Source organism: Gottfriedia acidiceleris, assembly GCF_023115465.1.
Taxonomy (GTDB): Bacteria; Bacillota; Bacilli; order Bacillales; family Bacillaceae_G; genus Gottfriedia; species Gottfriedia acidiceleris_B.
Window position 1 is genome coordinate 2,750,572 of sequence record NZ_CP096034.1, and the last position, 15,142, is coordinate 2,765,713.

Annotated in this window: 14 protein-coding genes; 4 read left to right on the top strand and 10 right to left on the bottom strand. The window is 32.7% G+C overall.

Annotated features, from left to right (window positions below; genetic code table 11):
- From MY490_RS13115 to MY490_RS13145, 7 genes are all read right to left on the bottom strand, one after another.
- Positions 1 to 1,752 carry an ABC transporter transmembrane domain-containing protein gene (locus MY490_RS13115; protein ID WP_248266123.1) on the bottom strand — a complete coding sequence of 584 codons (1,752 nt, stop codon included), beginning with the start codon at positions 1,750 to 1,752 and terminating at the stop codon, positions 1 to 3.
- Between the two features lie 540 nt (positions 1,753 to 2,292).
- Positions 2,293 to 4,584, bottom strand: a complete 2,292-nt coding sequence (locus MY490_RS13120; RefSeq protein ID WP_248266124.1) for an FIMAH domain-containing protein — start codon at positions 4,582 to 4,584, stop codon at positions 2,293 to 2,295.
- Between the two features lie 917 nt (positions 4,585 to 5,501).
- Positions 5,502 to 5,714, bottom strand: coding sequence for a YneF family protein (locus MY490_RS13125; RefSeq protein WP_056476721.1), 213 nt, complete (start codon positions 5,712 to 5,714; stop codon positions 5,502 to 5,504).
- An 85-nt stretch (positions 5,715 to 5,799) separates the two neighbouring features.
- Positions 5,800 to 6,237, bottom strand: a complete 438-nt coding sequence (sirA, locus tag MY490_RS13130; protein WP_248266125.1) for a sporulation inhibitor of replication protein SirA — start codon at positions 6,235 to 6,237, stop codon at positions 5,800 to 5,802.
- A gap of 191 nt (positions 6,238 to 6,428) precedes the next feature.
- Positions 6,429 to 8,432 (bottom strand): transketolase, encoded by a 2,004-nt coding sequence (tkt, locus tag MY490_RS13135; RefSeq protein ID WP_248266126.1) that lies wholly within the window; start codon positions 8,430 to 8,432, stop codon positions 6,429 to 6,431.
- 186 nt (positions 8,433 to 8,618) lie between these two features.
- Positions 8,619 to 8,858 carry a DUF896 domain-containing protein gene (locus MY490_RS13140; protein WP_098231729.1) on the bottom strand — a complete coding sequence of 80 codons (240 nt, stop codon included), beginning with the start codon at positions 8,856 to 8,858 and terminating at the stop codon, positions 8,619 to 8,621.
- A gap of 220 nt (positions 8,859 to 9,078) precedes the next feature.
- On the bottom strand, positions 9,079 to 9,735 hold the full coding sequence (locus MY490_RS13145) for a YneB family resolvase-like protein (RefSeq protein ID WP_248266127.1): 657 nt from the start codon (positions 9,733 to 9,735) through the stop codon (positions 9,079 to 9,081).
- Between the two features lie 140 nt (positions 9,736 to 9,875).
- On the opposite strand from MY490_RS13145, the gene lexA reads away from it, so the two are divergent.
- Together lexA and MY490_RS13155 are read left to right on the top strand one after the other, a co-directional pair.
- The gene (gene lexA / locus MY490_RS13150; protein ID WP_098232921.1) at positions 9,876 to 10,523 is read left to right on the top strand and encodes a transcriptional repressor LexA; all 648 of its coding nucleotides are present in this window, start codon (positions 9,876 to 9,878) and stop codon (positions 10,521 to 10,523) included.
- A gap of 104 nt (positions 10,524 to 10,627) precedes the next feature.
- A complete protein-coding gene (locus MY490_RS13155) occupies positions 10,628 to 11,254 on the top strand; it encodes a GyrI-like domain-containing protein (RefSeq protein WP_248266128.1) in 627 nt (208 codons plus the stop codon).
- An 83-nt stretch (positions 11,255 to 11,337) separates the two neighbouring features.
- On the opposite strand, the gene MY490_RS13160 is transcribed toward MY490_RS13155, so the two are convergent.
- The 3 genes from MY490_RS13160 to MY490_RS13170 all read right to left on the bottom strand — a co-directional run bounded on the left by MY490_RS13160 (position 11,338) and on the right by MY490_RS13170 (position 13,323).
- Positions 11,338 to 11,778 (bottom strand): hypothetical protein, encoded by a 441-nt coding sequence (locus MY490_RS13160; RefSeq protein WP_248266129.1) that lies wholly within the window; start codon positions 11,776 to 11,778, stop codon positions 11,338 to 11,340.
- 354 nt (positions 11,779 to 12,132) lie between these two features.
- The gene (locus tag MY490_RS13165; RefSeq protein WP_248266130.1) at positions 12,133 to 12,417 is read right to left on the bottom strand and encodes a GNAT family N-acetyltransferase; all 285 of its coding nucleotides are present in this window, start codon (positions 12,415 to 12,417) and stop codon (positions 12,133 to 12,135) included.
- A 264-nt stretch (positions 12,418 to 12,681) separates the two neighbouring features.
- Positions 12,682 to 13,323 (bottom strand): glucosaminidase domain-containing protein, encoded by a 642-nt coding sequence (locus MY490_RS13170; protein WP_248266131.1) that lies wholly within the window; start codon positions 13,321 to 13,323, stop codon positions 12,682 to 12,684.
- 197 nt (positions 13,324 to 13,520) lie between these two features.
- Here MY490_RS13170 and MY490_RS13175 point away from each other — a divergent pair, with 197 nt between their 5' ends.
- Positions 13,521 to 13,856, top strand: a complete 336-nt coding sequence (locus tag MY490_RS13175; protein WP_098234807.1) for a L,D-transpeptidase — start codon at positions 13,521 to 13,523, stop codon at positions 13,854 to 13,856.
- A 571-nt stretch (positions 13,857 to 14,427) separates the two neighbouring features.
- Positions 14,428 to 14,913 carry an FUSC family protein gene (locus MY490_RS13180; protein WP_248266132.1) on the top strand — a complete coding sequence of 162 codons (486 nt, stop codon included), beginning with the start codon at positions 14,428 to 14,430 and terminating at the stop codon, positions 14,911 to 14,913.
- Positions 14,914 to 15,142 lie beyond the last annotated feature (229 nt).

Here is a 15,142-nt window from a genome sequence, read left to right on the forward strand (position 1 = left end):
TTATCTCCCTCCTTGCTCTACTAGTTCTTCTAGTTGTTGTCTTTCAAACATTTCTTTGTACCAACCATCAATTTGCACTAAATCTTCATGTTTACCACGTTGTATAATTCTTCCTTCGTCTAAAACGATGATTAAATCACTATGCATGACAGCACTCATACGATGAGAAGTAATAAATGTTGTTTTCCCACTTCTCTCATCCTTTAATGAGTGTAATATTTTTTCCTCTGTTTTTGCATCCACCGCGGATAAACAGTCGTCTAATATTAAAATATTAGGATTTTTAATTAAAGATCTAGCGATTGAAATTCTTTGTTTCTGTCCACCAGATAATGATACCCCTCTTTCTCCTACAATCGTGTCGTAGCCTAACGGGAATTCTAAAATATCCGCATGAATATTAGCAATCTCAGCAGCTTTATGTACTGTTTCGATTGATGAATCAATTTGGCTAAACGCTATATTTTCCTTAACTGATGATGAAAATAAGAAATGTTCTTGCGGTACATAACCGATATGTGATCTAAGAGATAATAAAGTTGTATCTTTAATATCTAAATCGCCAACTGAAATACTCCCGTTAATTACTTCATATTCTCTCAATAAAAGTTTTAAGAGAGTTGTTTTTCCTTGACCAGTTTTACCAACAATTCCAATTGTTTGACCTTCTTGCACATTAAAATGAATATCTTTTAATTCAAAATTTGATTCTTCATTAAACTTAAATGAATCAATTGAATAAGTAATTTCACCCATGGGAAGTTTTTCTAATGCATTTTTCTTATTTTTAATTTCAGGTTCAACATTTAATAAAGAACGAATTCGATCATAAGAAGCGCGACCTCTTTCAACAATATTGAATAACCATCCAATTGCAAGCATTGGCCAAATTAAAATTCCTAAATAAGTAACAAATGTAATTAATTGTCCAACAGTAATATCATCTGCAATAACTAATCTAGAACCATAAACAACTGCAATAATATAGCAAATCGAAACAACTAACATGATAGTTGGATCAAAAAGTGCATCAATTCTAGCAACTCTCATATTGTATTTCACTACTAAATCTGCTTGGTTTTTAAAAGCGGTTACATCTTCTTTTGTTTGCCCTAAACTTCTGATAACCTTTAAGCCACTCATACTTTCTTGAACTTTATTATTTAATTCTGAAAATGATTCTTGTGCTAAATGAAAACGTTGATGTAATAATTTACCATAATATTGAGTCAAAATGGCCATAACTGGCAATGGTAATAGACTAATAAGTGTTAACTTCCAACTTATTGAAACTGCCATCATTATTAGTACTGATCCACCTAAAATAATAGAATCAACAAAAGTTAAGATCCCAGCTCCAGCGGTCTCGCGTACTGCTTGAACATCGTTTGTTGCGTGAGCCATTAAATCTCCTATTCTATTTTTTTGATAAAAAGATGGAGACATTTTTGAAAAATGATTATATAAATCATCTCTTAGCTGTCTGGCTAACTTTAAAGAAGAACCAAATATTAATCTCCTCCACCAATATCGAAATGCATAAAGAAGTAACCCATTTATAAAAATTAAACCTACCCAAAAAAGCAAATTTTTACTATTAAGTGAGTTTTTTACCATTTCATCAATGACATAACCTATAACCTTCGGAGGTAGTAGCTCTAAAATTGCAACGATTACTAAAAGAGATATTCCCCATACATAGTTTCTTTTTTCTTGTTTAAAAAACCAAAACAAATCTTTAAAAACTGACATTCCTTCACCCCCGCAATGCTATCAAAATTAATTTTACAATTTTTAGAAAACTCAAAACACAGTGTTCATTATAACATAAAAATTAAATCATTTTTAATAATCTGCCTTATTTGAAATGGTTGAAAATTTTCGGTAATGCTAAAGATATGCGTCTCTACTTCGTTATATAGCAAAATTTTAATATGGAGGTGAATTATGGAAAATAAAAAGGAAAAAGTAACCTATTTTACGGACTAGCCCTCAGGTACCTTACCAAAAACGATTTAAAGAAATTAGTTTATTATTAAACTTGAATAGAAAAATAAAGGATGAAATTAATAAATTTTAAAAAACAAATAATGGTTGTTCTCCCTAGAGATCTAAAGAGTTCATAACTAGTAAAAGCCCCGGAAATTAATCGGAGCCTTTTAACTATGTTCTTTATTACAAAAAAAACCACTTTCAATTGGTTCATTTCCCAATAGAAAGTGGTTTAGTATGTTATCTCCTGTACCAGCTCATCCTATGCACAGGTAATCTATCCTGAACTGTCAATCTACCCTATTTCCAAACCTCAATCATTGCATCTGCATAAGCTTTTAAATTAGTATACGCTTTTACGGAAACCTTTTTCGAAGCATTTTCATTCTCTAAAAATCCTTTAAAATCATTAATATGTTTGATAACTTTATCCGAAGAACCTTTCATTTCAAATTGCTCTACAGACCTCAAATGTGCCTTTAATGCTTGCGCTGAACCTGCTTTGAAAGCTCCCGCATTTTCGAAGATGTCGATTAAAGAACTTACACCAGCTGCATTTAGATTGCTCAGTAAAAGATTGTTATCAGTAGCGCTTTGATTTGAGTCTGTTTCTGAAGTTGCCGTAAAGTTAATGTTTGCCGGAGCTGTCATACCCTTAGGAATTTTAACATACACCGGTACATCAATGCTTTTCCCCGGTTCTACTGCAACAATATTTTGATCAAGTTGAACCGTCCAATCTTCACCTACAGAAGCGTTAACTCGAATAAGATCCTTTGCATCGCCGGTATTTGTAACATTAAAATGGTAAACTGCCACTTTGCCCGCAACGGCCGGTTGTATTGTACCTGCACTTACATTTACGTCGCGTTTATAAGCACCTGATCCTTCCGTGTTACGAACTGCAACTTGATAATGAAGTACCCCGTCATTGCCTTTGTATTTGCCTAAAATGTAGAAGTGAAGATGATTGTAAGGATCGATGTACTCACTGACAACATCGTCTTTTCTAATAGAACCATCGAATTTCCCGCTTACTAAGCTAGCTCCATTCCCTGCATGGAATAAAGAATCCAATGTTTGCCTTGGGTCACCTTTTGTAACCGACACTTTTGTTCCGTCAGGCTTTGTAAAGTCCTTCAATGCGATATCTTCAGGATGTGAATCAACTGGCCAGATAAACGGTGCAGTCTCCGCATTTTTCGTTTTGGAAATCAATACACCAGAATCGGCTGCAAAGGAATCCGCTCCAACTCGATCTACTACTTCAAGGGTGTAGTTATTGTACTTAGCGTTGTTTACGTTGCCGATCATATCGTTACGCCAGTCTCCGCTTAAGTAATTGCTTGGAGTTAAATCAGTCATACTGATATTGATCCCATGGAGTCCGTTTCTGCCGAATTTACTGCCAATTGGTACTTCGCGCGCGATAATATCCGCAAAAGCCGGACCAGACTCTTTTAATTCATCACGATTGAGTTGCAGTACTTCATCATTAGATAGAAATCCTTGTTTCATCTTGTTTCGAAGCGTATGTGGAGCTGGCAAGGAAGAACCAAGGGTAGCTGGAATCATCCAGCGAGTGTGCGTTCCACCTGGACCGTTAAATGATCCACGACTCATCGTTTCCCAATAACCCGCATAGGTTCGAGGATCTAAAGCTGCATTATTATAGTTATCGCCCAGTCCTTTAAGATGACCAAATTCGTGAGCAAATGTCGACATGCCATCGCTTTCTCCTTGAATAGAAACACGAATCGATTTGCCGTTTAATGTTGCACTCGATGCAGCAGACCAAATAGATTTAGCTGCAAACCAAGAAGTCCAAGGTACATAGCGTGTTTTTGCCCAAGTTGGCATGCTCTCAAATCCTGTTAAATTTGGAGGACCAAATTCAGAAGGTACCGAGTTCTGATTCATAAACTTCATTTCACCCAGTTCTTGCCAAACAGTTGATTCATCATAGCCAGCATGTACAATAAACGCAAAGTCATAGTTTTTTCCAGAAGCTATAATATCGGCTGTTGCCGCATTTATGCCGTCTTGGAAGAGGTTTCCGGTTTTATAATTACTTGGCAGAAAACCAGCATTAAAACTATCTAGCCCATACTGAAATTCATATTTATCTAAGCGGTAAGGACCGTAAGAATCAAGAGTTACGCCCCATTTTCCATATGAATTCTCTTTCCAAAAGCCATCGATTGTCTGATAATGATTTAACTCACTCGGTACATTTAAGTAATTCGTCCAAAACTCCCCAAGCTTTTCGCGGGGAACAGCATTGACTTGTGGATTACCGATGAGATCTTTACCTTTGGGCAAAGTCAAGATAAAATCCTGACCTGGAAAGTCAACTAAAATCAATGCCCCTTTAAGGTTTGTTTCCGGTTGAATACTCTTATCGGTACTCCAGTTAATACCCGGGACTGGTTTATAATCATTCCAAGTCATATCCTCTGGATTCACCCATGACTGGGGATCCACTGGACCGGGCATTTGATTTAGCCCTGGTTCAGCAGCGAATGCGGCTGTTGAATACATGGAAATTATTAAAGTGGTCGATAATACAGCAATCTTAAATCTACGCTTCAAATAGATTCTCCTCTCACTTGTAAACTAACCTATAATTTATGTAGTTTTCTTTTTCCAATTTTGCCATGTCGAATATGTGATACAATCACTTTTTTTCCTCTTTAACGTCACCTCCTAATTAAGTCCCCCCTTTAAGAGCTATTAACATATAATCATAAATCGGAAAACAACCTGCCAAATTTCCTCCTTCTTCATGAAATCTATCTTTAAGATAAGCCTAGCAAATTACTCCTTAATAGACTTCACTGATAGTTTCCTAGTTGCACTAATATGTAGAAGCATAATAAATTTTATAATAGTTTACTAATAATTCTAATCTTTTAATAATGAGTAAATTGACAAACATTGGAACTTCCATGAACTTTTTTATCGACTTTTTTCTTCGTGTAACTTGTTAAACGGTTAGAAATCGCCGAATAACACGATTCATTTTCAAAATATTTGTCAACTTTTTGTACATTTCGGTATGTTCTGTATAAAAATATTTGTTCTAAAATAGTTTAGCGATGTACTAAATGATTAAAGGATCGTATTCACATTATTAAACAAGTACTGTATTGGAGTGTTAATTAAAAATGATATGAAAATCAGAATTCTTCTAAATTCAAAATTAAGAAATAAGATAAAAAAACACCAACCTTTCTTGAAGGCCGGTGTTTTAATTTTTTATTTACTTTTCTAATTTAGGGCCAACTTCTTTTTGTATTTATTAAAATTTCCCTCTAAAAAACATAAAAACCACTTTCCCATTGGTTATTTCCAACAGAATAAGTGGTTTAAATTAGTAAAATGATTCATGATTTAAATAATTACAAATTCTCGAAGTAGGATTCACTGTAAAGATCTGTTTCCTGAAAGAATATGTTCAATATTTATTTCTTAACAAGCTATAAAGCCTTATATTTTAAAAGGTTTTATTATTTTGTTTGGTTGTTCATAGCCTTCATCATTTGGTTAATTTTCTTTTGTGAAGGTTTTTGTCCCATTTGAGCCATCATTACTTTTAACATTTGTTCATTAATTGGTGGATTTTTCTTTAGGTAGTTCATTGTATATTGACGAGCTATGAAAAATCCAATCGCTACACCTGCAATTAATGCTAAGATGCCGACTAGAAAGTATACCCACATTTTATTGCTTCCTCCTTAAAATCATCTAGAAACAATTTTACTAAAACTAACCAGTTTATACAAGAGCAAACTGCAATTTAATCGTTTAAATATACTTTTGATAGGCGATAGGTCTAAGCCAGCCAAATCGTTGATCCTTCACATCAATTGCAATGAACGTTGAACGAAATTTTCTTAATAGCTCAAAGAATATTGTTTCTGCCTCTAATGATCCTTCTGCATATAAAATTAGTTCGTTAGGATAAAGTTTTAGCTGAGCTTTTGCACCATCAACAAGTTCGAGAAGATACTCTCCAGTTTCTTCATAAAAGTAGATCTGTTGAGAATCAAATTTGCGAATAAAAGTATGTAGCTCAAATAATGGTATTGGTTCTGTTATATATTCTAATTGTTTTTCGATAATTTTCCTTAGTTCAATAGATGAGTAATAATACTCATATACTAGTTGATATATTTTATGCTCTTTCCCATAAAATTCTATAGACAGTGGTTCTCGAATTAAAAAAATTTTATATTCCCTCATATCTTGTCCACTCCCAACAACTATCTGTAAGGAAGATTATATAAAATTCCATTCAAAATATTTGTCATTTTTAAGGAGTGAAAACCAACTAGTTTTGTCGAAAAATCTTTAATAAAGTATTATATTGAAAAAAGTTTAGAAAATAGGAAAAGAATTTAAAATTCTTTCCCTACTTTTTCCATCTTTACCTTTTATTGTAATACTTTTTTTGCTGCTGAAACGACATGATCAACAGTAAATCCGAATTTCTCCATTAATAAGTTACCTGGAGCAGATGCACCAAATGTATCGATTGAGATAACTTCTCCATCGAATCCTACATATTTATGCCAGCCGAATGAAGACCCCATTTCTACTGCTACTCGTTTTGTAACTTCTCTTGGTAATACTGATTGTTTATATTCATCAGATTGCTTTTCAAATAAGTCCATTGAAGGCATTGAAACAACCGATGCAGAAATTCCTTCTGCCTGTAGTTTTTCTTGTGCTCCAACTGCTAATTGTACTTCACTACCTGCTGCAATTAATACAATATCAATTTTATCTTGTTTTGCAGGAGATATAACATAAGCACCTTTTGAAACTTTATTATAAATATCAGTAGTAGTCCCCTCTAAAGTTGGTAAATCTTGACGAGATAATACTAACATTGTAGGTGCGTCTTTAGCTTCTACAGCCACTTTCCATGCTGCTGAGCTTTCATTTCCGTCTGCTGGACGAATTACATTCAGATTAGGCAATGATCTGAATGCTGCTAGTTGCTCAACTGGTTCATGAGTAGGTCCATCTTCACCAACTGCGATACTATCATGTGTAAATACATAAGTAACTGGTAAATTCATTAAAGCTGCTAAGCGAATTGCTGGTTTTAAGTAATCAGAGAACACAAAGAATGTCGCGCCAAACGCATGAACGCCACCATGTAGAGCCATACCATTTAAGGCTGCACCCATTGCAAATTCACGTACACCGAACCAAATATTACGTCCATCGTAGCTTTCTCTCGTAAAGTCACCTTTCCCATTCATATACGTTTTGTTAGATCCAGCTAAGTCAGCTGATCCACCGAAGAAACTAGGTAATACGTTTGCAATAGCATTAATTGCTTCACCTGAAGATGAACGAGTCGCAATTTTTTTACCTACTTCATACTTTGGTAATGCTGTTTCTAAATCTACAGTAATATTACCTTCAATCGCATTCTTTAATTGAGCTGCTAATTCAGGATATTTTTCTTCGTATTTTGCAAATGTAGCATCCCATTCTGCTTCTTTCTTTGCACCAGCTTCAACGATTACTTTATTAAAATGTGCATATACTTCTTCTGGAACGTGGAATGCATTTTCATAACCCCAAGCATACGCTTGTTTCGTTAAAATCGTTTCTTCTTTTCCTAATGGCTCACCATGAGATTTTGATTTACCAGATTTATTCGGAGAACCGTAACCGATTGTTGTTTTCACTTCGATTAAAGTTGGTTTTGATAATTCTTCTTGAGCTTTTTGGATCGCTGCAGTAATTTCATCTAAGTTATTACCATCTTCTACTCGGATAACTTGCCATCCATAAGCTTTAAAGCGGTCTTCTACACTTTCAGAGAATGAACGATTTAATTCACCGTCTAATGAAATATCATTTGAATCATAAAGAACTACTAAGCGCCCTAACTGTAAATGTCCCGCTAATGAAGCTGCCTCTGCAGAAACACCTTCCATTAAATCTCCGTCACCACAAATTGAGTATGTAAAGTGGTCAACTATATTTAAATCTTCTTTATTATATGTACCTGCTAAATGACGCTCTGCTAAAGCCATCCCAACAGCCATCGCAATACCTTGTCCTAATGGACCTGTTGTAGCTTCAACACCGTGTGTATGTCCAAATTCAGGATGTCCTGGGGTGTTACTTCCCCATTGACGGAAGTTTTTAATATCTTCAATTGACACTTCGTAACCTGATAAATGTAACATGCTATATAGTAACATTGAACCATGGCCTGCTGATAAAACAAATCGGTCTCTGTTAAACCATTTTGAATTTTTTGGGTTATGATTCATAAATTTTGCAAACAATGCATATGCCATTGGTGCAGCACCCATTGGCATTCCTGGGTGACCAGAATTAGATTTCTCGATTGCATCAATTGATAATGTACGAATCGTATTGATTGCTAACTGTTCAATATTATTAGACATAAATTTCGCTCCTTTAGCTTATTCATAGATATTATCATATAATTTACCATGATTTATTACAATAACTAACACTAAGTTTTGACAATTTTAACAAATTCTTTCCAAGAAATAGAAAAAAGCAGAATATTCTTCTGCTTTTTCTATTATTTTTAACAAAATATGAAATTTTATATTGTAAAAATGTTTTTAATGTAAGTTTTTTTTACGCATTGCTTTTTCATATTTTAACTTTGCAGGAGTAATATCATTCCCTTTTTCATCAACAATCTTAATTGAAGTCAATTCATCGACCATACGAGAGCGGAAATCTGCTAAATATTCTTTTCTTAATTGATCTTGTTCAACTTTCTCTTCAGGACTTAAACCTACTTCTTTTGACTTTTTTGATAATTCATTTATTCTATCTAAAGTTTTTTTAGTAACCAATAATAACCTCTCCTTTAATTGTATCTTATCTATTCATTGTTAGTTCCATCACTTTAATAATCAGACGATTAATTGTATGTTCTTTGCTAGAATGTCTGACGACGAGCTATCTTACCATTTGGGTAAAGAGCACCGCGCTTAGCAGGCATGCACCAAGAAAGTGATCGTTAGTCAGAGTCTAATATTCTATTCAATGTATCTCATCTTACAATAAATTGCATTAGCTTTCAATATCGGAGATTTCTTTCATATGTTCATTATACCTTCTATTAACAGTTGCCTTTGAAACGTTATATCCAAATCCTTTTAAGGTTGCAGCAATTTCTTCAAATGTTAGATCATTTTGACGTAATCTTACTATTTCGGAAATCGGTAATTCCAACTTATCTCTACCACCTGCGTTTAAACTACCTTCTAAGTTTTTTTGAGGCTTATACCCGTTTTCAACTGCCTTTTTCATACCTCTTTTTATTTTCATATTATGAATTTTCCGTTGATATTCCTCTACAATACTTAAAATTTCTAAAACCATTTCATCACTTTCACTTAATTGAAATTGTCCATTTTGTGAAGAGGTAAATAATCTTATTCCTTCCCTTTTTAAAAAATGTAATAAAGCGATTCTTGCATGACCTCTTCCTAATCTTGTTTCATCTTGTATTAACAAAGCATCAACCTGATGCTCTTTTATAATTTGGAATAGCTGAAATAGCCCTTCTCTTTCTACTTCATACCCACTAGCCTGTTCGCCTATTGTTTCTAGAATACACATTCCCATCCGCTCACCTAATTCGGTTAGTTCACTTATTTGTCTATGCAATGATGTTTCTTGTGAATCCTTTGCTGTACTTACTCTCGCGTAAATTATTGCATTCATTAACTGTTCCCTCCATACGAACACGAAAACTACTTTAATTAAAAATAGAACTAACGTTTGTATATCTTATCCTATCATGATATAATGAAAAAAATAAAGAGGAACGTATTATCTACTTTATAGGCAAGGGGGAAATTCGAATGAACAAACTATCGAAAAGGCAAGCAGAAATTTTAGCTTATATTAAAGATGAAGTAAAAATTAAAGGTTATCCACCTTCAGTTCGAGAGATTGCTGAGGCTGTTGGTTTAGCTTCAAGCTCTACAGTACATGGTCATTTAGAGAGACTAGAACAAAAAGGCTATATTCGAAGAGACCCTACGAAACCGCGTGCAATCGAGATTCTTGGAGATACAGCAACTGTTGTGAATGAAGTACAAGCATCATACAGTGAAATCTATAACGATATTATTAACATTCCAGTAATCGGTAAAGTAACTGCAGGTATTCCAATTACTGCAGTTGAAAATGTAGAAGAATATTTCCCTTTACCGACATCTGTCGCTCCATCTAACGAACAAGTTTTTATGTTACGAGTTGAAGGAGATAGTATGATCAATGCTGGTATTTTGAATGGCGATCTTGTCATCGTTAAAAAACAATTCACTGCTGAAAATGGCGAAATTGTTGTTGCCATGACTGAAGATAGTGAAGCTACTGTAAAGCGCTTTTATAAAGAAAGCGACCATTTTAGACTTCAACCTGAAAATGATGCCCTGTTTCCTATTTTATTAAAACAAGTATCAATTTTAGGAAAAGTAATAGGAGTTTATCGTACATATCATTAAACCTTTTAAAAGCAATGACATCTTTATGTGATTGCTTTTTGTTTTTCATAAGTATAGACAAGCAAAATAATCTAAACTGACTTATCATTAAAGGAGTTTTTTTAGTGAGTAAACTTGAGTGGAGAAAAAGCTTAAAAGAAATTTATTTACCAAAAAGTAAGCCTAGTAAAATTAAAATACCAACCTTTAAATATATAACGATTGAAGGCAAAGGTAATCCAAATAATGAATTATTTAAAGAAAATGTCGAAGCGCTTTATTCTTTAGCATATGCCATTAAAATGTTACCCAAAAAAGGTATAGTTCCAGAAGGATACTTTGATTACACTGTCTTCCCTCTTGAAGGTGTTTGGGATTTAGATGAAGAAGGTCGAAAACTTGACTACTTAAATAAAGAACATTTTCTATATAAATTAATGATACGACAACCCGACTTTGTTACAGAAGATTTAACGTACATCATTTTAGATCAACTTAAACAAAAAAAGAAAAATCCACTGCTAGCAAACGTAAAACTAGAATCGATTACTGAAGGTTTATGTGTTCAAGCCATGCACATCGGAAGCTATGATGACGAGCCAAGAACTTTTAAATTAATGGAAGAATTCTGTATGGTGAATCATCTACAAAGAGTTCAAAAAACACATAAAGAAATTTACATTTCTGATGCAAGAAAAACTCAACCTGAAAAATTGAAAACCGTTTTAAGATTTCAAGTGGAAGAACGATAATAAATTAAAAGAGCTTGGAAGTTCCAAGCTCTAGACTTACTATTCGTTAGTTGGAATAGATCACTTCTAAATTAATCACTTTATCATTCACTATAACTCTCAAAATTCTTCTCTAAATCATCTCTAAACGCAATAGCTAAATAATTATCAATTATATTTCTAGTAATAGGTGATTGAAATACTTGACTCTTATATGCTCCACCATCATATTCAATTATATCAATCTTATTTTCGACCTGTTCATTTTGCACCTCGTCAAAATATTTAATACTAACTACTACCCCAGCGTCATCAATCGTAATTAATAACTCTCTTTGATTTAATAAGACCTCAATAACACTATCTTTATCAATCATAATATCAAACTCACCATTGGAAACTTCAATTTCCTTTTTTAAAGACTCTTTTAAGTCAACAAAATATGATTCGAATTTCTCACACATCTTACTGTATGCCATATTTTCTGAAACAGTTTCTTTATATATTGCTTTTGTTTTTAAGATGAATTCCCTTTTAAAATCCATATTTCCACTCCTTGTAGTGATATAATTGGAGCATTTATATATTATTACTATTCATCATGTACTGAAAAATAGAATAACAGGAAGAATGTATTTAAAATTTTTTTATACTAATTAGTCTAAAGTAACAAATCGATCATTGCATCAGGACTTTTTACACATTTTTTTAAATTATGTGAATAATAGTAAACCTTTTCAATTTAACGATGAAAAGATAGGATTATTTCAAACTACGTATGAGAAACTGTTGGGAATAATTTTATATAGTATTTAAGATGGGTATTGGAAAGTGGCTAATAATTGGGGTAATAAAATATTTTTATTCTTCATCAAAAAATAAATCACCAAAAATATCGTTTAATCTATTAATTTAACATAAATAAATTCAGGATCTCCTTCATCTAAATTATCGATAAATCCACTTTCAATATATCCTAGAGATTGAAATACTTTTTGCATTGGGATATTAGATTTGTTAGTAGATGAAAATAATTTCTTTTCTGAAAAAGCTTCAACATATTTCATGAGATTTTGAGCTATACCAATCCTCCTAGTTTTTGGTGAAACAATTATTAAATCAATAAATAAATGGCCAAAGAAAAATTTATGATAAATCATGAAACCTACTATCCTTTTATTCATTTCATAAACAATGCATCGATTTTCTACGATTGATCGTTTAATTTGATGTTCTCTAATTCGACTTTATATAATTTGAGAATCTAGAATTACGATTGATTCACAATCATTCATTTCCGCATTTCTAATTTCCACTTTCGTTCTCCTTTCCTAGATCGTTATTGTTAACTTTTCTATAAAATTCTTTCAATCCCTTTATGTAGTAGGTTTAAATTAAAAAACCTGTATTTAAAATCATACAGGTCATTTTATAAATGATTAAATACCTTATAGATTTGTTGGATTGAAAAGTTTCTCCCATGTTTTTACCCCAACAATTCCATCAACTACTAAATCATTTTTTCTTTGAAATTCTTTCACTGCTTTTTCGGTTAAAATCCCGAAAATCCCATCCACTTTAACACCTATTTTTTCCTGAATTTTCTTTACTTGCTCTCCCCTTGATCCTTTTTTTAAGATCCCTTTATAAGGATGTAATTCAATTTGAATAATCCTTTTATATAATCCATTTTTAATATTTGCATTATTAACCGAGATGAGCACATCTGCATAATTAGGGGCTACTGCCCAACCTGCATCAGCAATCGCTTGAAATTGTTCATTAGCAGTTTTGTATGTTTTGACTTTACTGTACAGTGGATTATTTAAAATAAAATCAACATAGCCCTGAACAGGATCATTATATTTTATATAATATCCACCCTCATTTTTAGGTCTAGCTGTTCCTCTACTACTAAGAGGTAAGCCTGGATACCATGTTTGACCTGCGATATTGTTATTTTTCTTAAAATTTTTTGACGTAAAATGTGCTGTTTCTACTTGCCATTGAGTATAAATTACTTCGGTTAACCAGCCAATCTTTTTTGAAACCTCTTGAGCAGATTGAAAATATTTAATTGTATTAGACACTATTAGACTAACCCTCTCCTTAAAGTGCTTGTCCTATAGAGTATTCATTTGCTCCAACCTTGGTACTAAGGAAATAGTAGAATAAGTAATAGAAACTTACTATTTTTTTATTTAAATTTCATATTTCTATTACTCCTCTTGTATTTAACAACTATTAAACTTTCTTCATACTATGGTTAAAAACTGGAGCTGATAAAATGACTAATTGGATCTACATTTCTACATCAAACCGCCAGCTAAAACTTTTCGATGGAAACAATCTGCTTAAAACTTACCCAATCGGTGTTGGAAAAATGCTTACACCTACTCCTACAGGAACCTATACAATTATTAATAAAGATCCAAATCCTGGTGGACCTTTTGGGGTACTATGGATGGGACTATCCGCTCCACATTACGGAATTCATGGAACTGATAATCCATCAACAATTGGTCACTTTGTTTCACATGGTTGTATTCGAATGTATAATAAGGATGTTCTTGAATTATCCTCAATGGTTCCAATTGGTACAGGTGTCGTTATTCATCAATAGATGTAAAAACCTACGAGATGGATTTTCATAGCTTAATAGGTACTTCTATGTAAAAAATTTTACATTCCCATAATGCTGCTTTATGGCTTGAATAGTAGAACTTAGAAGAACATTTAAAAACCCTTACTTTACTATAAAGGGGTTTGGAAAATGAATTGAAAATCTTATAATTCTTAATATTTATTCCCAGACTTTTTGTATATTTAAGAAATAATCTTGTTCACCTAGAAACGAAGTAATTTATACTCTGCCATTAGCAACTATCTATACTAAAGGGCTATAAAAAATAAATCATCATATTAAACCTATGAACTTATACGTAAATGGGGAATAGGAAATACAAGGCTTCCCTTTCGATTTTTTAGTGTTCCAGAAATTTCAGTTTTTACTTTAAAGAATAACTGATAAAACCCGCAAGGAAATATGAATTCCTTGCGGGTACATAAAAATAATCCTTTATCAACAAAGTTAACAAAAATTGCTTTCTTATTTATTCTTATCTACAACTTATACATAATAGCTTAATTAGAGAGGATAATATAAAAAATAGAAGTTTCTATTAGAGGTGCTTATGGAAGAAACAAAATCACTGAACGCATCTGAAAATATAACTAGTCTTATCTGGAGATTATCAATAGGTTCTACATTAGCATGGGAAATCTCAAAATTTTTTGGTTCCTCACACCCCTACTTAGGTCCAGTTTCTCTTATACTTACTGTTCAATCGACAATTGACAAAACAATTAGTTTATCAATCAATCGTGTAATTGGAACAATGATTGGAATTGGTATTACTGTAATAATTGCCAGTTATCTGAAAGTCACTGGATGGAACTTAGGACTTTTAATTTTAATTGGTACATATATTGCTAAATATTTAAAATTAGACAAAAAAGTACTTCACCAAGTCGCCCTCACAATTCTATTTGTCTTTGCATTTGAACAACAATCAAAGGATTATGCGATGGATCGAATGAGGGATACGCTTATAGGTGTTTTGACCGCTGGATTAATACAGTTCGTTTGGTCTAAATTCATATCAAGAAAAAAGATCTGAAATAGTACAAATACTAAGCTGATTTGTTCATTTTTTAGTTTTTAAGAGGATTAATTTAGAATGATACTCAATTCAATCCTTTTAATCTTTAGGTTTTTCATAACGATGCTGTACAACAAAACATCAGTCTTACATGTTCTCACTATTGAAACTACAATTGATTTGCTTCCTTCATTTAAACCCACGATGGCAGTTCTTATAAACTTTTCGTGAAATTTAATCATATTGA

Excerpts from the sequence above, each read along its gene's own strand:
- lexA (WP_098232921.1), top strand. The coding sequence starts at position 9,876 with ATGAACAAACTATCGAAAAGGCAAGCAGAAATTTTAGCTTATATTAAA.
- MY490_RS13125 (WP_056476721.1), bottom strand. The coding sequence starts at position 5,714 with ATGTGGGTATACTTTCTAGTCGGCATCTTAGCATTAATTGCAGGTGTA.
- MY490_RS13115 (WP_248266123.1), bottom strand. The coding sequence starts at position 1,752 with ATGTCAGTTTTTAAAGATTTGTTTTGGTTTTTTAAACAAGAAAAAAGA.
- MY490_RS13145 (WP_248266127.1), bottom strand. The coding sequence starts at position 9,735 with ATGAATGCAATAATTTACGCGAGAGTAAGTACAGCAAAGGATTCACAA.
- MY490_RS13160 (WP_248266129.1), bottom strand. The coding sequence starts at position 11,778 with ATGGATTTTAAAAGGGAATTCATCTTAAAAACAAAAGCAATATATAAA.
- MY490_RS13180 (WP_248266132.1), top strand. The coding sequence starts at position 14,428 with ATGGAAGAAACAAAATCACTGAACGCATCTGAAAATATAACTAGTCTT.
- tkt (WP_248266126.1), bottom strand. The coding sequence starts at position 8,432 with ATGTCTAATAATATTGAACAGTTAGCAATCAATACGATTCGTACATTA.
- MY490_RS13165 (WP_248266130.1), bottom strand. The coding sequence starts at position 12,417 with ATGAATAAAAGGATAGTAGGTTTCATGATTTATCATAAATTTTTCTTT.
- MY490_RS13175 (WP_098234807.1), top strand. The coding sequence starts at position 13,521 with ATGACTAATTGGATCTACATTTCTACATCAAACCGCCAGCTAAAACTT.
- sirA (WP_248266125.1), bottom strand. The coding sequence starts at position 6,237 with ATGAGGGAATATAAAATTTTTTTAATTCGAGAACCACTGTCTATAGAA.